The organism is Pseudarthrobacter sp. NPDC080039 (assembly GCF_040702335.1).
GTDB lineage: Bacteria > Actinomycetota > Actinomycetes > Actinomycetales > Micrococcaceae > Arthrobacter > Arthrobacter enclensis_A.
The window spans coordinates 305371-323822 of record NZ_JBFBKY010000002.1; the positions used below are offsets into that span (position 1 = coordinate 305371).

The window sequence follows — 18452 nt, forward strand, 5'->3', positions numbered from 1 at the left end:
GCATGAGTGGACCATTTCCCCCTCCTTGTCGAGCCAAATCACGGCACTTGGCCCAAATCATGCGCGAACTTAGCGAAAGTACTAGCGCGTTTCACGCACATGTGTCATGCTTACTTGTGACGCACCTCTCCCGCCGAGGCTCGGAGCTCCTCCAGCAACAGGCGCCTCCCCTACACCGCAGTAGAAGGAACAGCAATGTCCAACGTCATAACCCCCACGCCAGAGCAGCGAGCCAAGTGGGTCCGCCGCGCCATCATCGCCGGAGTCGTCGGCACCACCATCGAGTGGTACGACTTCGTCCTGTTCGGCACGGCGTCCGCACTCGTTTTCAACACCCTCTTCTTCCCGAAGATGGACCCGTTGATTGGCACCGCTGCCGCCCTCACCACAACGGCCATCGGCTACTTCTTCCGCCCGCTTGGAGGCTTCGTCTTCGGCGCGCTCGGCGACCGACTGGGACGGAAGAACGTCCTCGCCGCGACCCTCGTCCTCATGGGCACGTCCACGGCGCTCATCGGCTTGCTTCCCACCTACGCCCAGGTAGGCATCTGGGCCCCGATCCTGATGCTCCTCCTCCGCATCCTGCAAGGGATCGGCGCGGGTGCGGAGTTCGGAGGTGCCCAGGTCATGGTGTCCGAGCACGCCAGCAAGAAGCGGCAGGGCCTCTTCACCAGCCTCCCCGGCGCGGGCCTGGCGCTGGGCATCATGCTCGGAACCTCTTTCTACTCCCTTCTGGATTCCATGCCCAAGGACCAATTCATGGCGTACGGGTGGCGGCTTCCCTTCCTCGCCAGCGTCATCGGCATCGCCGTGGGCCTCTTCATCCGGATGCGGGTCGTCGAGTCCCCGGAGTTCATGGCCGTCACGCGGACCCAAGAGAAGCCCAAGAGCCCCGTCAAGGAAGTCTTCGCCTCCCACACGCGCAACTGGTTTGTGGCCATGTTCGCCTGCTTCGCCGAGAATGCGACCACCAACCTCGTCAAGACCTTCGTCCTGGCCTACGCGGCAACCTTTCTCCACCTCGACAAGAGCGTCGGGCTCAACGGCCTCTTCGTCGCCTCCTTCGTAAGTCTTTTCACCTACCCGCTCTTCGGATGGCTGGGTGACCGCCTCGGCATCGGCCGCGTCTACATCGGCTCAGCGATTGCAGTCGCGCTGTTCATCTTCCCGATGTTCTGGATGATCGACACCAAGTCGGTCCCGGTCGTCATCATCGCCATCGTCATCATCTACGCGATCGCCGTGCGCGGCATGTCCGCGACCCAGGGCGCCTACCTGGCCAACCTGTTCCCGGCCCATATCCGCTTCACCGGCCTTGCCTCTTCCCGCGAAGTGGGCAGCGCGATCTCCGGAGGCATTGGCCCCGTCCTCGCCACCCTCCTGCTGGCCGCGACCAACTCGTATTGGCCTGTGGCCCTCTACATGATCAGCCAGGCGATCATCACCATCGTGGCCGTCTGGATCGGACCGAGCAAGCAATCCAAGACGCAGATCCAGGAAGACGAGCAGTCCCGCCACGCCATCGCGTAGGAACCCGCGGCCACTGCCACGGCTGCCAGCCACAACAGGACAAGCGCCCTCCTGACCAAGGACCCCACGCCAGCCGCAGCTGGTCTGGGGTCCTTGGTCAGGAGGGCGCATCAAAGGCGTCGTGAAATTGGATCGCCAGGGCGCCCCAAACGCAGACACAGAGAAGCCTGCTTCGTTTGGCTGAAGGAGTTCCAGCGCGCGGACCTGGGAATCGAGCACACGCCGTTTTTCTTACAGTCTCGAACAGGGAAGGGCCGGCACTTGGGTGCGGTCCCTTAAATTCTGCGCTGGTGGTGCAGGGATCTTATGTCAGGGTGTGCAGGTGTGGCTGGTGTCGTAGTACTGGTAGGTCCCGTGTGCGTAGTGAATATCAGCTGAACCGATGCACGTACCAGCTTCATTGGTCGAAGTAGTGGTGCCGTGGTAGCCGTTCTCCATAACACTGCCGTCCGGTGCGAGCAGGGTGTGATAGTGGACGGCGAAGTCAATGGTGCCCGTGGAGGTGCCGTCGAGGCGGTAGTACGAATCTGTCGCCTTCAGGTTGTAGACGTAAATGGTGTCTCCGTTGCGAGGGGTCACCTTGTTGGTCACAAGGTCGAGGGTTGAACATATTGTCCCGTAAGCATCGGTGCGACACTCCGACTGCCGATTGACTACCGCGCCGCCGCTGTCTGCCATTGCTGGTGAGGCCAGCAGGGCCAGGGCTCCGGTGACACCAAGGGCAGCAGCCGAACGGGTAAGAATCTTAACGGAAATCATCATCAGTTCCTGCTTTCAATTCAGATTTCGAGATGGAGGAGTTCCCGGCCATCTCCAGTGATCTTCTTTTGCGCAGTAAGGCTGTTGCCAGAGCCGAAAGCCTTCAACGTCCATGCGGGTACGGAGGAGCTCTCCGCCAAGTTCGAGGTGACAGCCTCCACCATCCGCCGCGACCTCGCGTTGCTGAACTCGCATGGCCTGCTGGCCCGCACCTACGGCGGGGCGATGGCGGTGCAGAAGTTTCGGGATGCGGGGGTACAGGTGGAGGTGGCTGCGGTTTCTGAGTAGGCCCGGTTGGGTACGCTGCTGCTACAACGATTGAAGCCCTTAGCCTGAGCGGAGAAACCCATGCACGCCGTGCTCGAATACACCTACGCCGACAACTACCTCGAGTCCCGCGGACAATACCGCGCAGACCACCTCAAGGCGGGGTGGGAGGCAGTGGAACGCGGCGAGCTTCTGCTCGGCGGGGCTATTGGCGAAGGACCCTTCAAAGGCTTGCTGATCTTCGCCGGCGAGAACCCACTGGAGGCCGCCAAAGCCTTTGCAGCCGCAGACCCCTACGTCCTCAACGGTGTCGTCACGTCCTGGACCGCCAGCCCGTGGACCACGGTGCTCGGCAACGGGGCGGCCACACCGGTCCGCCCCTAACGCCACCGAACGGCAGTGGCCGCGCCCTTGTTGCCTGCAGTCTTCCCCGAAGGCCGCGCCTGCCGGTCGGCCCGGGCAGAGCGGCCTTGGCTGCGGCCAACGCGTGGGTGCCGACGCCGTCGGCGATCCGTCCTCCCACCCGGATTTGGCACAGCTGGGCCACTACCTGGCGCGGACTGCCCCAACCGCAGGCACGGGGTGGGTATCCCGTTCAGGCGCGCAACGCCGTCGGACTTTCCGGACGTCCCGCGCATCACCCGCGACGCCTGCCTCAAGGCCGGGCAACTTCGCTGCGGACCATCCGTACATAGCTCGTTCCCGGCGAGGACGTCCTGCTGTGGGTGTTTACGCTGGAGCTCCAGTGCGCGCGACGGCGGTGATGCGGTCGAGTATCGACTCGAGGTCGCCCGACGCCGGTACCGTGAGGCCGGCTTCGTCTGGTCCAAGGGGTTCCAGCGCACTCAACTGGGAACCGAGGAGCAACGGCGGCATGAAGTGCCCGGGGCGGTGATGCAGTCGCTGTTGCAGGAGTGGCAGCTCCACGTCGAGTTGCACGAAGGCCGTATCCGGGGCCTTTGCCCTGATCGCATCCCGGTAGGCGCGCTTCAGCGCCGAGCAGGCCACGATGATTCCCTTCGGATGGGCTGCCTCGAGCTCGTCGCCGACGAGTGCCAGCCAAGGCCAGCGGTCCTCGTCCGTCAACGGGATGCCGGCAGCCATCTTGTCGATGTTGGCTCTGGGATGCAGCGAGTCCGAATCAATGAAATCGGCCCCCAGGCGCCGCGCCAGCGCCGCACCCACGGTTGACTTTCCCGCCCCGCAGACGCCCATGACGACTATGACGGGTTTCATCAAAGCGCGCCCTGCTGCTCGGTTCCGGCGGGCATCGGCGTCAGCCTGGTGACCTCCACCGGCTTCTGCAGGAGACCCTCAAGCGAGGCGTTGAGGCGTGCGACGGCCTCACCCGCACCATGAGCGTCGAGCAGTTCGGCAGAGTCCCATTTTTCGATCATGACGATCTGGCCGTTGGGGGCCTCATGGATGGCGTAGAGCTGGCAGCCCGGCTCCTTGTGCACCTCGGCGATGGCAGGGGCAAGGGCTGAGGCAACGGCGTCGAAGGCTCCGTCCTTGGGTGTGAAGACGGCGGTGACGATGACGGTCATAGTGGGTATTCCTTATCTGGTTGGGGTGAGCACGACTGGTGAGCAGCTGTTGCGCGGAACAAAGTCCGCTTTGACCTCGATGGTCCGCTGACCGTCGGGCAACTTGCCCTGCATCCGCCCCAGCACCAGCTCCAGCGAGTGCAGCGCAAGCATGGCGATGGGCTGGCGGATGATGCTGAGCGGAGGGCTTGTCAGTTCGGTCCAAGGACTGTCGTCAAAGACGATGACCGACAGGTCGTTGGGGATGCGGGTACCCGTCTGGACCAGGCGGCGGACGGCGCTCTGGACCTGGGCCGTGTTGGCCACGATGATCCCGGTAGGGCGATCCGGCAGCGCCAGCAGGGATCCGACGGCATCGCCGCCGCCGTCACCCCGGAACGGCACATCCCGGATCAGCTGCGGGTCCACCGTGACGGAGCAGCTGTCATGGGCGGCCTGGTACCCCTGGATCCTGGACCTGCCCGTGGAAGTACTGACAGGCCCGGTAATCAACCCGATCCTGGTATGCCCCAGGCCGAGCATGTATTCAGTGGCGCGGCGGGCCGAATCCACGTTTTCGATGCTCACAACGTCAACATTCGCCAACTCCGGGATGGTGCGGTCAACGAAGACGACGTTGACGCCAAGGGACTGCAGGCGCGCCCACTTTTCAACGTTCGCCCCGGTGGGCGTGGCGATGACGCCGCCGACGGACCGGTCAAGGAGCGTATCCAGGGAGTCCGCCTCCAGGTGCGGGTCTTCCTGGGTGGTCATGACTACCACCTGCACTCCGTGGCTGCGCGCCTCCCAGACAATCCGGTCAGCCAGCTGGGCGAAGAATGGGTTGGCCAGGTCGGCAACCACCAGCCCGACGGTCGGGGCGTGGCCCACGCTCAATTCCCGGGCGGCGGCACGAGGGCGATAACCGAGATCCTCGATGACGCGGAGCACCATGTCCCGCTTGGCCGGTGCAACCGGGCCCGACTCAGGATTAAGCACCCGGGACACCACGGAAACCGACACGCCTGCCGCGGACGCGACATCGCGGATTGTTGGAGCCTTCTTCACTTCTCCTCCTCATTGAAGGTTTCTACCCGATCGCCGGCATCAACAGTTTCGCCGTCATGAAAGGCGCCCAAAAGCGCGTTTCCGTTGTGACCGTTGACACAGCCTAGCACCCGCTGGTACAAAAGTGGAACCGGTTCCACTCCGGCCCTCGAATTCACATCCCGCGACAAAGAAGTTGCCCCACCCGTGCGGTGGAGGTGCTTCCCGGACGCGGAAACGCCAATCAGAGAGATCCCCATGAACCTTCACAAGCTCCTCAGCGACCGCGAGCAGCAGGGACGTCCCATCCGAGTGGGACTCATTGGAGCCGGCAGGTACGGCACCATGTACCTCGCCCAGGCCAACAACATCCCCGGGATCCACGTGGTGGCCATCGCCGACATCAACGTCAAGCGCGCCGAAGGAGCCTTCGAACTTGTCGGCTGGCCCAAGAACCAGATCGCGCCGGACATCGCCACCGCCCTCCGCGACCGCAGCACAGCGATCATTGCGAACGCCGACGAGCTGTTCGACGTCGACATCGACGTCATCGTCGAAGCGACCGGCAACCCGATCGTGGGGGTGAAGCACGCGCTTCGGGCCATCGACACCAGGAAACACATCATCATGGTGACCGTTGAAGCCGACGCCCTGGCGGGGCCCGCACTGGCCCGCCGCGCGGAGGCCGCCGGCGTGGTCTACTCCATGGCCTACGGTGACCAGCCGGCCCTGATCATGGAGCTCGTGGACTGGGCACGGACCAGCGGATTCGACGTCGTCTGCGCCGGCAAGGGCGCCAAGTACCTTGAGCACTACCACGAGATGAACCCTGACAACGTCTGGGAAAACTGGGAATTCTCGAAGGAACTTACCGACTCCGGCCAGCTGAACCCGTACATGCACACCTCGTTCCGGGACGGCACCAAGGCATCCATCGAGATGGCCGCCGTCGCCAACGGTGCCGGGCTGGTCCCGTCCGATAACGGGCTGAGCTTCACGCCCGGCGACGTCGAGCAGATCGCCACGGTCTGCCGGCCCAGCGATGTGGGCGGCGCCCTCGCCCACGAAGGCAGCGTCGACGTCATGTCCAGCGTCAACCGCGACGGCAGCTGGATCAGCCACAACACCCAGGAAGGCGTCTTCGTGGTGGTGAAGGCGACGAACGGATATGTCTCCGGCTGCTTCACCGAATACCCCTGGCACCCGGATCCCACCGGCCAGTACGCCGCACTGTACCGCCCGTACCACTACGTCGGCCTCGAACTCAACGTCTCCATCGCCAACGCCGCCCTCCGCGGCATTGCCACCGGCTCGCCCGTGGGATTCTTCGGCGACGTGGTGGCCACGGCCAAGAAGGACCTCAAAGCCGGCGAGTTCCTCGACGGCGAAGGCGGCTACACCGTCTGGGGCAAGCTCGTGTCCGCCCGGCACTCGGTGGAAACCGGGGCACTGCCGGTGGCGCTGGCCCACCACGTGGAGCTGCGCAATGACATCGCAAAGGGCGCAACCGTGGGCTGGGACGACGTCATCATGGACGACTCCCTGGCCCAGGCCCTGGAACTGCGCCGGGAAACCGAAGCGCTCGTCACGGAATCCGCCCTCACCGCCTGACCGGCACCCCTCGAACTTGACTCCTTCCAACGAAGAAAGGCTTCACATGAAATCGAAACTCCGCGCCCTCACCGGAGCGCTGGCCTGCACCCTCGCCGCGTCACTCCTGGCCGGCTGCGCCTCCGGGGCTGCCGGCGGGACCGGCGCCGCAGCCCCGGCAAAGATCCAGCTGTCCATTCCGGACCCGATCGACTCCTCCGTCGGCGTTTCGGCGCAGCACTTTGCCGACCAGGTCAAGAAGACCTCCAACGGGTCCGTCCAGGTCACCGTGGTTCCCAACGGAACAAGCTTCAGCGGCGACCAGAACGCGGCCGTGACCCGCCTGCAGGGAGGTTCCCTGGACGCCCTGATCCTGTCAACCTCGGTCTACGCCTCCGTGGTACCGGAGATGAACGGCATCAGCATCCCGTACCTGTTCAAGGACACTACCCAGGAGGCGGCGTTCCTCAACGGCAAGCCGGGCCAGGTCCTGAAGGACAAGCTGGCCCAGAAGGACACCGTGGCGCTCAGTTTCATGACCAGGACCGGCCGGGTGATCACCAACTCGGTGCGCCCCATCCAGCAGCCGTCTGACCTGAAGGGCATGAAGATCCGCGTTCCGGGCAACCCGCTGTGGACCGACTACTTCGGATCGCTGGGGGCGAGCCCCACCACCATGGCTTTCTCCGAGGTCTTCACCGGGCTGCAGACCGGGACCATCAATGGGCAGGAAAACCCGATCGAGGTGCCGTGGACCAACAAGTTCTCCGAAGTACAGAAATACGTGTCCCTGACCAACCACATCAATGACGCATGGGTCCTGGCCCTGTCATCGAAGAAGTGGGGCACGCTCTCGGACGACCAAAAGAAGGCCCTCACCGATGCTTCCGCCGAGACGGCAACGTTCAAGACCGGCTACGACGAGGAACAGTCCAAGAAGCAGCTGGACGACCTGAAGGCCAAGGGAATGCAGGCCAACGAGCTCAGCGCCTCCGCCATCGATGAATTCAAGGCCGCGTCGAAGACCCTGTACCCGAAGTTCTCCGAGCTGATCGGCAAGGACTTCTTCGACCAGGCGATCGCCTTCACCGCCTCCAACTAACCGCAAGCGGGTGCCGGGGCGTACAGCCCCGGCACCCGCACACCACATCCGCTCTCAACGTCGACAGTCTGGAAGAACATGAAACGCACCCTCCCTCCCGAGGAACTTGAAGAGGTCCTCCCCTCTGATGCGGAGGAGATCCTGCACCACGGTCACGTCCCGCCGCGCTGGAGCGGTGCCGTGTGGTTCGACAAGGTCCTCGAAGGCACCGTTGGCGCGGCGATCATCGCCGAGCTCCTGGTCATCCTGTTGAACATCATGGTCCGGCTGGTCACGGGCGATTCCGTGCTGTGGACCCAGGAAGTGTCGGAGATCGCGCTCCTGACCATCGCGTTCATCGGCGGCGCGATCGCCTACCCCAAGGGTGCGCACATGTCCGTCCAGGCCCTCATCATGCGGCTGCCGGCCTCCTGGAAGCCCTACCTTGCTGCGCTTGTCGACTGCCTGGTCTTCGTCATGAGCGCAGGATCGTTTGCCCTCTACGTCCCCACCCTGGTGCAGCAGATCGAAGAGAAGACCCCGATCCTCCAGCTGCCCGTGTTCTGGGTGTCCCTTCCCTTCTCGGCCGGGATGACCCTGATCGCCTGGTTCGCCCTGGTCAAGCTGAAGCGGCAGGAGCGGCGCCCCGTGTTCGTGGCGGCCGGCATCACCGCGGTACTGGTTGGCCTGGTGGTCCTCAGCCCGCCGCTCTTCTACTACGCGTCCCCCAACCTCCTCCTCGGCGTCGTCCTTGCCGTGCTGTTCATCCTGCTGTTCCTGGGCCTTCCCATCGCCTTCGTCCTGGCCCTGGCCTCCGGGATCTACCTCTACCTCGGCGGCATCTCCGACGTCAGTGCCATCCCCATCGGCATGGCCTCCGGCGCCAAGGGCTTCGTGCTCCTCGCCATCCCGTTCTTCATCCTCGCCGGGACGGTCATGAACTCCGCCGGCCTCACGCTCCCCCTGGCCAAACTCGTTGACGCACTCATCGGGCACCTGCGCGGCGGCCTGCTCCAGGTTGTGGTGGTCACGATGTACATCTTCTCCGGCATCTCCGGCTCCAAGGTGGCCGACGTTGCCGCGGTCGGCACCACCATGCGGAACATGCTCGAAGAACGCAAATACCCCCGCGGCGAGGTGGTCGCGGTCCTGTCGGCCTCGGCCATCATGGGCGAAACCATTCCGCCGAGCATCGTCCTGCTGGTCCTGGGATCCATCACCACCATCTCCACCACCACCCTGTTCCTTGCGGGATTCCTGCCGGCGGCCTTCCTTGCCCTGGTGGTGATGGCGCTGGTGTTCGTCCGCGCCCGCAAACAGGGCGGCGTCGCCGGCTCCAAGACAACGTGGCGGGCCCGCGGATCAGCCACCTTCTTCGCGATTCCCACGCTGCTGCTTCCGGTGGGAATGGTCGCCGGAATCCTCAGCGGCTTCGCGACCCCCACCGAGGTGTCCTCCGTCGCCGTCGCGTACGCCTTCATCCTCGCCGCCGCCTACCGCCGCGGCAGCAAGCGGCTGCTGGGTGACACGCTCCGGGAAACCACCACGACGGCGGGCATGGTGCTGTTCATCATCGCCGCCGCCTCTCCCCTGGCGCAGACCCTCGCCCTTGCCGGCGTCTCCCAGCAGATCCATGACCTGATGTCCAGCCTCGGTGATTCTCCCGTCCTCTTCATGCTCTTCACGGTGGTGCTGCTCGTCATCATGGGCCAGCTGCTCGAGGGCCTCCCCGCCGTCCTGATCTTCGCGCCCCTGCTGCTCCCGATCGCCACCAGCTTCGGCGTCAACCCGGTGCAATACGCCATGGTGCTGATCATCTCGATGGGCATCGGCTCCTTCGCGCCACCGGCCGGCGTCGGCTTCTACGTGGCCTGCGCCACCGGACACGAAACCGTCGAGAAGAGCCTCAAGCACTTCTGGCCCTACCTCATCGCCGTGTTCATCGGACTGCTCGTCCTCGCGGCCGTGCCCTGGTTCAGCACGTTCCTCCCCGCCCTCGCCGGCCTCATCCCCTTCTAGAGAACATGACCACAGTGACAGTTGAGCAACAGCAGCCGCCCGCTATCCACGGGTCCGTGGCCCTCCTGGGCACCGGACCGATGGGGGCACCCATCGCACGGAACATCCTGGCCGGCGGCGTCCCGCTGGCCCTGTGGAACCGGACAGCGGACAAGGCCCGGGCCATTGCGGGAGACAGCGTTGCGGCCTCCCCCGCCGGTGCCGCCCGGGACATTGTCCTGACGGTCCTGCCGGACCTGCCGCAGGTCGAGGCCCTGCTGGAGGGCGACGACGGGCTGCTTGCTGGGTGGCAGCGCGCCGGCACCGAGCAGCCCATCCTCGTGATCCACGGGACGGTCTCGCCCGTGGCCGTTGCGGCCTTCGGTGAGGAGTGCCGGCGGAACTGGGGGGTGACGGTGGTCGACGCGCCGCTGAGCGGCGGAACCATCGGCGCAGAAGAGGGCCGGCTCAGCATCATGGCTGGCGGTCCGCGGGACGCGTTCGAACGCTGCGCACCGCTGTTCGGGCTGTACGGCGCCAAAGTGGCGTGGTTCGGGGAAACCGGAGCCGGATCAACCGTCAAGGCCTGCAACCAGATCGTGGTCGCTGCCACGGTGACCGCGCTGGCAGAGGCCATGGCCCTGGCGGCGGCGTCCGGGCTGGACCTCGCGGAGGTGCAGTCCGTCCTTGCCGGCGGCCTGGCCAGCTCGGAGGTGCTGGCCCAGAAGGGGCAGCGCTTCATCGACCAGGATTTCGACGGCGGCGGCTCGGCGAAGAACCAGCTGAAGGACCTCAATTTCATCGCCGAGACTGCTGCGAGTTCGGGATTGAAGCTCCCCTTGGCCGGCTGCCTGCAGAGCGCCTTTGAGACGATGATCGCGGCCGGCGACGGCGGCCTGGACCACACCGGGATCTACCGGACCATCGGGGGTTAGTCCCGGCTTGAGCGGAGCCGCCGGGGCACCCGGCGCCGCGTCTGGCGGAGCAGTCGCAGTATGAGGGACGAATGACTCTAGCTACGGACTTCTGGCCGTGTTGGACTCCACCCGGGGAACCTACACAGGATCGAGGATTCCATGGCCAGGTGGCTAGTCACAGGCGCCGTATCAGTGGGCGCCGGAACGTACTTTGGCTGGGACGGCTTCACCATCCAGTCGGGAAACCTCATTGTGATCATAGTGATGATCATCCTGTTCTTCCTGGCCCTTGTCCTCCCGTTCCCCGGCGGGAAGGGGCGGAAATGAGAGCCCAGGCCGAGCCGGCGGACGGGGTTCCGGAGCCGGACAGCGACGCGCACACGTGGACCGGCAAGGCCCGCAAATGGTTGCTGCGGAAGCTTCCTCCCGACAAGCTCCTTCCCGGGGACCAGCCAAGCTATGTCATGTCCTGGGCCTATGTCTTCGGCATGGGGGCTGTAGCTTCGCTGGTCTGGATCATCATGTCGGGGGTCGTGCTGGGACTGAACGGGCCCCAGTGGTATCACGTTTCCTCCCTTGGCCGCTTCGTCAACAGCAGCCACTTATGGAGCGTGGAACTGTTCTTCATCTTCTTGGTGGTGCACCTCTGGCTGAAGTTCTGGATGGCGGCCTGGCGCGGTGGCCGCGTGCTGACCTGGATCACCGGCATGCTCTCGTTCGTCGTTTCCATCGTGGCGGCCTTCACCGGATATCTTCTCCAAACGAACTTCGATTCCCAGTGGATTGCCTTCGAAGCCAAGGACGCGCTGAACTCCGTGGGCGTAGGCGCCTGGTTCAACGTGGCCAACGTCGGACAGATCTTCGTGTGGCATGTCACCTTGCTGCCCCTGGCAGTGGGTGCCGTGGTGGTCCTGCACGTCCTGCTGGTCCGGGTCCACGGCGTCGTGCCACCGCTGGAGGCTGCGGAGGGCGACGCCCAGCTGCGCGACAACGGCACGGAGTCCAGCAATCCTCGCGAGCCCGGCCAGCCGGTGGCGTCCGCCGCCTCCAGGACGTCAGCTGACCCCAAGGACGCAGCGCTGTGACGGGCCAGGTCAGCAGCACCTCATGGCGGAAGAGGGACGACGTTGCCGGCAGGCCGTGGACCGGCCGTGTCCGCGAATACGACCTCCTCAAGGAACTCACCATCGGCGTTGTGGTGGTTGGCCTGCTGGTGCTCGGTGTATCGTCATTCTTCGGTGCGCCTGATGAGTCCAGCGTCAGCCTCAAATCGTGGGCCGCCGCCGCCCCGGCGGACTTCGTCGCGACGGCGGCAAAGGAACTGGCCCGAACGTCCGACACCGCCGTTTACGGGCCGCCGTACAACTCCACTCCGGACGCGTCGCAAAAGATTGGCCCGGTGGACCTCCAAAGCCTCTCGGGCGTCCGGCTTCCTGTTGATACTGCCCAGGACTTCGTCATTGGCCCGCTGGAGTCGCTCCCATCGCCCCCGGCCGCCCTGGCTGACTGGACAACCGCCACGGACCAGCAACGCTCGGACTGGGCATCCGCGTATTCCGCTGCCCTCGCCGCGGCCCCCGATAACGATCCCGCCAAGGTAGCGGACGGCTCCTACGGCCCGGTCCCCGCGCTCACCGGCGCATTAACGGACATGGCGCGGCAAGGAACCTTGGACGGCGTGCTCCAGGGCGGCGGGAACTTCTACAACATGGACTACACCCGCAGTCTTCTGTTCCTCGGAGATGGCGGTTACTTCCCGGATCTTGCGGCAAGCCAGCACCTCTCCGGGGACCAGTGGGGAGTCATGAACGAGACCGGCGACACCCCTGGGCAGTCCTGGCTTTGGCTCTTCTCGCTCCTCTACCAGGTGGAACCGTTCAAGTCCTCGCCGAGCGTCGACGCCCTGGCCGTGGTGACGATGCTCGTGCTGACCGCGCTGCTGACGCTGCTGCCGTTCATCCCCGGCCTGAGGTCGATTCCGAGGAAGCTGCCAGTCCATCGCCTCATCTGGAAGGACTACTACCGGAACCGCTGACCTCGCCGACAGTGGCCAACGCTACTCGGCGATGTCCTCCGCCCACAGCTCCGGCCTGTCTGCCTGGAAGGTGCGCATCATGTCCACGCAGCGCTGATCGTCCAGGACCACCACCTCAACTCCGCGTGACCGCAGCAGGTCCAGCTCGCCGTCGAACGTCCGTGCCTCCCCCACCACCACGCGGGGGATCTTGAACTGGATGATGGTTCCGGCGCACATGGCACACGGGGCCAGCGTGGTGTAGAGCGTGGTGTCCCGGTAACTCCGCTGGCGGCCGGCAGCGCGCAGCGCGGACATCTCCCCGTGCGCGATCGGATCGGCCTTCTGGACCCGTTCGTTGTGCCCGCTGGCGAAGACCACGCCGCCCCGGGCGATCGCAGCCCCGATGGGGATGCCGCCTTCGGCCAGGCTCTTTTGGGCAGCCTGATAGGCGGCTTCGAAAGCGGGGAGGTCGGTGCGGTCCAGTTCCGGCGCGGCGGATTCAGGCTGCTCGTGGGTCATGGCGCCATTGTTGCACGCGGCTGATTCTGCGCGGGCGCGCCGTCGTCCTCGTAGTGGGTGGCACGGGCAAGGTCGCGACCGGCGATGTAGCCGAACGTCAGGGCAGGGCCAAGGTTGATCCCGCCGGCCGGGTAGTGTCCGCCCATGACCGAGGCCTGGTCATTGCCGGCCACGTAGAGGCCCTGAATGGGGTGCCCGTCGGTATCCAGGACGCGCGCCCGGGCATCGGCCGCCAGCCCCGCAAAGGTTCCGAAGGATCCCGGGACGATTTTCACCGCGTAGAAGGGCCCTTTTTCCAGGGGGCGCAGCGAGGGATTGGGGGTGTTCCCGGGGTCACCGCCGTATTTGTTGAACTCGGTGGCGCCGCGTTTGAAGTCGGGGTCGATCCCCCTGCGTGCGTTGTCGTTGAAGTCCGCAACGGTCCTGGCCAGGGCGTGCGGGTCGATGCCGCAGGTCACGGCGAGTTCTTCGATGGTCTTGCCCTTCTTCAGGTATCCGCTGCGCAGGTACGGGAACAGCGGCACCGGCAGCGGCTTGGCCATGCCCAGCGGGTACTTGCGCACGAACGCGGCGTCGGCGATCTGCCAGGCTTCCGCGGGTTCGCCCTCGGGGGTGGCAGCCAGCAGGCCTTCCACGTAGTCGTAGTAACCGTTGGCTTCGTTGACGAACCGCTTGCCGTCCCGCCGCACCCCGATGCTGCCGGGCTTGGCCCGGTCCATGATATGCGGGAAGGTGCCGATGCGTCCGTTCCGGTACGGGACCAGCGAAACCGGGCACCACGCGGCCGGGGACGCCAGCCCGCTCTCGAAGCGGGCACCCACCTCCTGGGCCATGGTGATGCCGTCCCCCGTGGTTTCCTTGGGCGCCAGGGTCCAGTGCTCCCGGCCGGTCGGGGTTTTGGGGAAAAGGGCTTTGCGGCGGGAAACGTCATTGGGAAAGCCCCCGGCGGCCAGGACGACGCCGCGGGAGGCAGTGATCCGGAGTCCGCCTTGCGGGGAACTTACGACGGCGCCCGTCACCTTCCCGGACTCATCGGACAGCAGGTGCCGGGCCGGGGTGGAGACGCGGATGTCCACGCCCAGGTCGTCCGCCGATTTGAGCAGCCGACCGGTGAGCGCGGTGCCGTTGACCAGCTGCATGTTGCGCCGGTGGGCAAGGAGGTCCAGGAGATGGAATCCCACGCGCCATGCGGCGTGGAAGATCCCCCCGATGTCCCCCTGCGAGGCGGAGAGGAATTTGGCCAGGTCAGGGCCCGCCATGATGCCCATGCCCAGGAACGAGGTTTCGTAGAGCTGGTGGCGCATCCTGGCCCGGAGCGCGGGCTTGATCCGGCGTGCGTTGATCGGTTTTGGACCCACGGAGCGGTGCCCGGTTCCGGCCCCCGGGGTGTCACCGTAAATGTCCTTGATCTTGGATCCCGGCACGAACTGCAGGCTGGTCTTGTTGTGGAAGAAACCCACCATGTGGGGAACGGCTTCAAGGAACGCGTCCACCCGGTCTTCCTGGTAGTTCCGGCCGAGGCGGTGGCGGAGATAGGTCCGGAACAGTTCACGGTCTTCGTTGACGCCGGCGGCTTTGGCCAGCGGGTTTCCGGGCGTCCAGGCCCAGCCGCCGGACCAGGAGGTGGCACCGCCGCAGACGGCGGCTTTCTCGACGACGACGACTTTCAGTCCGTGGTAGGCGGCGGTCACGGCGGCGGACAGGCCGCCCGCTCCGGAACCAATCACCAGGACGTCGCAGTCCAGGTCCGGGAGCCGGGAAGGAGTTTGTGAAGGGGACATCATGCCAAAGCTTTCTCAGTGGAAGTAGGTGTCGGAGTCGAGGCGCGGCGGCGCACCGGTTTCGAGGGCGTCGATGGCGGCGAGCTGCGGTTGCGTCAGGGTGAAATTGAAGACGTCCAGGTTTTCGCGCTGGCGTTCCCGGTGTGCCGACTTGGGGATGGCGACCCGGCCGTGCTGGACATGCCACCGCAGGACGATCTGGGCCGGTGTCTTCCCAAGCTCCGTGGCCGGGCCACTGATGGCCGGGTGGCTGAGGAAGCTGCCGTTGCGGCCCAGCGGGCTATAGGCAGCGGTCAGGATCCCCTGCCCGCTGTGCCAGCCAAGCTGTGTGGGTTGGCCGTGTTCGGGGTCCACCTGTATCTGGTTCAGGGGTACCCGCAGCCCCGCGGCCTGCACGCGCTGCAGGTGGGCGGGCTTGAAGTTGGAGACACCCCATGCGCGGATGCACCCGTCATCCATCAGCTGCTGGAGTCCCTCGCAGGCTTCCACGAACCGTTCCTCGGCGGGGTTGGGCCAGTGGATCAGGAACAGGTCGAGGTAGTCCGTGCCGAGGCGCCGGGTTGCTTCCGCGAAGGCTTCCCGGACGCCGGTCCGGCTGTGCCACCGGGTGTTGAATTTGGTGGTGAGGAACAGCTGGCCCCGGTCAATTCCGCTGCGGCGGATTCCTTCACCCACGGCTTCCTCGTTGCCGTAGTTCTCGGCGGTGTCGATGTGCCGGTAGCCGTTGGCGATGGCCTGCGAAACGGCTGCGGACGCATCCTCACCCATCAGCGGCCAGGTCCCCAGGCCGATGATCGGGATCTGCACGCCCTGTACCAGCTCGGTGGAGGTTCCGGCTGCGGTGGTGGTGCTCATTGCACACCCGCCTTCGTGGGCGTCCCTGATTCGCGCAGCGCGTCGGCTTTCGCCAGCACCGCATCCACGCCGGCCTTGAGCCGCCGCGCCCACCCCAGCTCACCCAGTTCAGCGGCGCGCCGGTCCGACGGCGCCTCCGCACTGACTGGAAGGCCAGCCGAAAGTGCCCCCACCACCCCGGCAAGATCAAACCCGCCCTCGCCGGGGACTTCCCGTTCCGACCGGGATTCGGTGATGAGCGCGTCCCGGCTGGCCGGCCGGGCCACCGGGCCGTCACACAGTTGAAGCAACGGCACAAGGGCTGCGTGGGCGCGCAGCGCATCCCACTGGCCGCCGGCCCCCACGAAGCGGTTGAAGTGCAGCGTGTCCACCACGATGTTGCAGCCTGCCCGGCCGGCGAGATCGGCTGCCTGGGCAATGGACGCAACCGGCTGGTACGAGATGGCCTCCAGCGTGGGGGTGATGCCAAAATCGCGGCCGTCCTCGGTCATGGACGACAACGTGGTGAGCAGCCGCCCGGCGTCGGAATCCCCTCCTGCCACAGTGATGGAGCTGGCGCCCAGTGCCTGGCCGGCCTCCATCATCCGCAGCCAGGCCTCGCGCTGGTCGCTGCCGTCCAGCAGCAGGAATTCGATGTCCCGTACGATGACTCCGGTGTCCTGCATGCGCGCCAGGGTCTCTTTCAGCATCGGCGAGCCCGGCTGCAGGTCATAGGGCCGTTCCGTGGGCGTTACCGGGCGGACCCGCACGCCAACGAAGTCGAATCCCGCCTGGGCGGCGATGCCAACGAGGTCCGGCGGTGCGGTGTTGAGCAGGGAGAGTTGGGCCAGCCCGACGGGCCGGGGCGGGGTGTGCGTCATCGGGGTGCTCCATTCAAGCTGTAGTCCGTGCTGTTCATCGAGTCCGTGGTGTCCATTGAGCCGATGGCCAGGCGGGCGGCGATCCTTTGCGCTGCGTCGTAGCCGCTCTTGACCGCATTGGAGGCGATCGCCGGCGTCTGGTCCACCACGGTTCCGGCCAGGGTCACGGGCACTCCGGCCATACGGCTCAGTTCCGCATCGCGGGCCTCAGCTGCGACGGAGCCGTCAAGCGGAACCACGGAGCGCGAGACCAGCAGCGGTCCGGGCGCGTCCAGCCATTCCCCCTCGGGCGGGCAACCCGGGCCGGACACCCGGACCCGGGTTCCGTCGTATTCCTCGATGACGGTGTCCAGCCGGATCCGGACCCGGGGGTTGGCCTGGAGCCGGGGAACGGCCAGGATCTTGGCCCTGCGGCCGGATTCCGGGGCGATCGCGTCCTGCGGCCCGAGCAGCAGGACCGCCGTTCCCCTGGCGGCCAGGGTGTCGGCAACGCTCATGGCAACGGAATCGGCGCCCCAGATTGTCACGGCCTCGGGCACGGCGGCGCGGTCCACCGGTTCGGCGAGCACTTCCGGATGGCCGGCCAGCCAGTCCCGGATGTCCAGGACGTCCCCTGAGCCTGCGCCAGGGAAGCCGGCGCCGGGCCGGAGACCACCGGTGGCAAGCACGACGGCGTCTGCCGCGGTCTCGCGGACCAGGTCGTCCAGGCGGGTGGTATCCACGTGCGATCCCAGCTTAAGGTCGATGCCCAGCCGGGCGTTTTCTGCGGCCGACCAGTCGGTGAAGCGGTGGAAGTCGGGGGTCGACTTCATCCGCTCCGCGAAGGCGAACTGGCCGCCCGGCCGCCCGCCGTCGTCGAACACTGTCACTTTCGCCCCTGCTTCGGCGAGTTCCCGGGCGGCGGTGAGGCCGGCGGGCCCGGCGCCCACAACCGCCACGCGGGCGCCCTCGCGGACGGCCGGCGTCGGGATCGGGACGCGGGAGCGGCCCACGGCAGGGTTGACGGTGCAGGTCACCTGGCCGAGGCCGAGGTTGTCGATGCAGACGTTGCAGGCGATGCAGGGGCGGTAGCGGTCGCCGCGGAGGACACCGCCCACAAAGGCCGGGTCGGCGTGGATGGCACGGGCGAGGCTGACGAAATCGCAGGTCCCCGCGGCGAGGACTTCTTCGATGATGGCCGGCGAGTTGAGCCGGCCGGCCATCCCCAGGGGGATGCCGAACCGGCGGTAGGCCTGGGCGTAGCCGGCGAGGATGCCGGGCTTCCACTCCCCCGACTGGACGATCCACTCACCCGCTTCGTAGCTGCCGGCCGAGATGTCCAGGAAGTCCAGCTTGTCCAGGTGGGCCTTGGCGATGATGGCCACCTGTCCTTCGGCGGAAATACCGTTGGCGGGTCCCTCCAGCACGGAGACACGCATGCCCACGATGGTGTCCGGGACTGCGGCCCGGACCGCGTCGATGACCCTGTTCATGAAGTACTCGGGCGCGCCGAACCGGTCCGTGCGGTGGTTGGAGATGGGTGACATGAACTGGTGGATCAGGTAGCCGTGGGCGCCGTGGAGGTTGATGACGTCGAAGCCGGCCTGTACCGCGCGACGGGCAGCCTGGGCGTAGGCTTCGACGAGCCCTTCGCACTCGTCGCTGGTGAGCTCGCGCGGAACTTCGCCGCCTGCCACCTCGCACGGTACTGGCGACGGCGCCACGT

At 66.1% G+C, this 18452-nt stretch carries 18 protein-coding genes and 1 pseudogene; 10 read left to right on the forward strand and 9 right to left on the reverse strand.

Translation table 11 applies throughout. The features are described from left to right. The first annotated feature begins 195 nt into the window (after window positions 1–195). Window positions 196–1530 carry an MFS transporter gene (locus AB0313_RS03325; RefSeq protein WP_366303565.1) on the forward strand — a complete coding sequence of 445 codons (1335 nt, stop codon included), beginning with the start codon at window positions 196–198 and terminating at the stop codon, window positions 1528–1530. Between the two features lie 309 nt (window positions 1531–1839). Here the strand turns inward: AB0313_RS03325 and AB0313_RS03330 are convergent, their stop codons facing one another. Next, window positions 1840–2292 (reverse strand): hypothetical protein, encoded by a 453-nt coding sequence (locus AB0313_RS03330; RefSeq protein WP_141942985.1) that lies wholly within the window; start codon window positions 2290–2292, stop codon window positions 1840–1842. Between the two features lie 120 nt (window positions 2293–2412). On the opposite strand from AB0313_RS03330, the pseudogene AB0313_RS03335 reads away from it, so the two are divergent. Both AB0313_RS03335 and AB0313_RS03340 read left to right on the forward strand, forming a co-directional pair. Continuing rightward, window positions 2413–2523 (forward strand): annotated as a pseudogene (locus AB0313_RS03335) (DeoR family transcriptional regulator); the annotation flags it as partial. Between the two features lie 114 nt (window positions 2524–2637). Next, window positions 2638–2940, forward strand: a complete 303-nt coding sequence (locus AB0313_RS03340) for a YciI-like protein (RefSeq protein WP_141942987.1) — start codon at window positions 2638–2640, stop codon at window positions 2938–2940. Window positions 2941–3285: 345 nt separating this feature from the next. On the opposite strand, the gene AB0313_RS03345 is transcribed toward AB0313_RS03340, so the two are convergent. The 3 genes from AB0313_RS03345 to AB0313_RS03355 are packed head-to-tail and all read right to left on the reverse strand — an operon-like array spanning window position 3286 to window position 5150. Further along, window positions 3286–3792: a gluconokinase gene (locus tag AB0313_RS03345; protein ID WP_366303566.1), complete on the reverse strand. Its 507-nt coding sequence runs from the start codon at window positions 3790–3792 to the stop codon at window positions 3286–3288. Next, on the reverse strand, window positions 3792–4103 hold the full coding sequence (locus AB0313_RS03350) for a putative quinol monooxygenase (RefSeq protein WP_141942991.1): 312 nt from the start codon (window positions 4101–4103) through the stop codon (window positions 3792–3794). Before AB0313_RS03350 ends, AB0313_RS03345 begins: the two co-directional genes overlap by 1 nt. A 12-nt stretch (window positions 4104–4115) precedes the next feature. Beyond that, window positions 4116–5150 (reverse strand): LacI family DNA-binding transcriptional regulator, encoded by a 1035-nt coding sequence (locus AB0313_RS03355; protein ID WP_366303568.1) that lies wholly within the window; start codon window positions 5148–5150, stop codon window positions 4116–4118. Window positions 5151–5387: 237 nt separating this feature from the next. Between AB0313_RS03355 and AB0313_RS03360 the strand changes: the two genes are divergently transcribed. The 7 genes from AB0313_RS03360 (at window position 5388) to AB0313_RS03390 (ending at window position 12750) form a co-directional block, all read left to right on the forward strand. Continuing rightward, window positions 5388–6740, forward strand: coding sequence for a Gfo/Idh/MocA family oxidoreductase (locus AB0313_RS03360; protein ID WP_366303570.1), 1353 nt, complete (start codon window positions 5388–5390; stop codon window positions 6738–6740). A gap of 46 nt (window positions 6741–6786) precedes the next feature. After that, the gene (locus tag AB0313_RS03365; RefSeq protein WP_141942997.1) at window positions 6787–7821 is read left to right on the forward strand and encodes a DctP family TRAP transporter solute-binding subunit; all 1035 of its coding nucleotides are present in this window, start codon (window positions 6787–6789) and stop codon (window positions 7819–7821) included. A 78-nt stretch (window positions 7822–7899) separates the two neighbouring features. After that, the gene (locus AB0313_RS03370; protein WP_366303572.1) at window positions 7900–9819 is read left to right on the forward strand and encodes a TRAP transporter large permease subunit; all 1920 of its coding nucleotides are present in this window, start codon (window positions 7900–7902) and stop codon (window positions 9817–9819) included. 5 nt (window positions 9820–9824) lie between these two features. Then, window positions 9825–10733 (forward strand): NAD(P)-dependent oxidoreductase, encoded by a 909-nt coding sequence (locus tag AB0313_RS03375; RefSeq protein WP_366303574.1) that lies wholly within the window; start codon window positions 9825–9827, stop codon window positions 10731–10733. 141 nt (window positions 10734–10874) lie between these two features. After that, window positions 10875–11042 carry a hypothetical protein gene (locus AB0313_RS03380; protein ID WP_160147570.1) on the forward strand — a complete coding sequence of 56 codons (168 nt, stop codon included), beginning with the start codon at window positions 10875–10877 and terminating at the stop codon, window positions 11040–11042. Continuing rightward, window positions 11039–11800, forward strand: a complete 762-nt coding sequence (locus tag AB0313_RS03385; protein WP_366303576.1) for a cytochrome b N-terminal domain-containing protein — start codon at window positions 11039–11041, stop codon at window positions 11798–11800. Before AB0313_RS03380 ends, AB0313_RS03385 begins: the two co-directional genes overlap by 4 nt. Further along, the gene (locus AB0313_RS03390; RefSeq protein ID WP_366303578.1) at window positions 11797–12750 is read left to right on the forward strand and encodes a hypothetical protein; all 954 of its coding nucleotides are present in this window, start codon (window positions 11797–11799) and stop codon (window positions 12748–12750) included. The genes AB0313_RS03385 and AB0313_RS03390 overlap by 4 nt, the downstream gene beginning before the upstream one ends. 21 nt (window positions 12751–12771) lie before the next feature. Here the strand turns inward: AB0313_RS03390 and AB0313_RS03395 are convergent, their stop codons facing one another. The 5 genes from AB0313_RS03395 to AB0313_RS03415 are packed head-to-tail and all read right to left on the reverse strand — an operon-like array spanning window position 12772 to window position 18423. Beyond that, entirely contained in the window at window positions 12772–13251 is a 480-nt protein-coding gene (locus AB0313_RS03395; protein ID WP_366303580.1) for a nucleoside deaminase, read from the reverse strand. Then, the gene (locus AB0313_RS03400; RefSeq protein WP_366303582.1) at window positions 13248–15035 is read right to left on the reverse strand and encodes an FAD-dependent oxidoreductase; all 1788 of its coding nucleotides are present in this window, start codon (window positions 15033–15035) and stop codon (window positions 13248–13250) included. Before AB0313_RS03400 ends, AB0313_RS03395 begins: the two co-directional genes overlap by 4 nt. Window positions 15036–15047: 12 nt before the next feature. Beyond that, a complete protein-coding gene (locus AB0313_RS03405; protein ID WP_366303584.1) occupies window positions 15048–15887 on the reverse strand; it encodes an aldo/keto reductase in 840 nt (279 codons plus the stop codon). Further along, the gene (locus AB0313_RS03410; protein ID WP_366303586.1) at window positions 15884–16747 is read right to left on the reverse strand and encodes a TIM barrel protein; all 864 of its coding nucleotides are present in this window, start codon (window positions 16745–16747) and stop codon (window positions 15884–15886) included. Before AB0313_RS03410 ends, AB0313_RS03405 begins: the two co-directional genes overlap by 4 nt. Continuing rightward, a complete protein-coding gene (locus AB0313_RS03415; RefSeq protein WP_366303588.1) occupies window positions 16744–18423 on the reverse strand; it encodes an FAD-dependent oxidoreductase in 1680 nt (559 codons plus the stop codon). The genes AB0313_RS03410 and AB0313_RS03415 overlap by 4 nt, the downstream gene beginning before the upstream one ends. Window positions 18424–18452 lie beyond the last annotated feature (29 nt).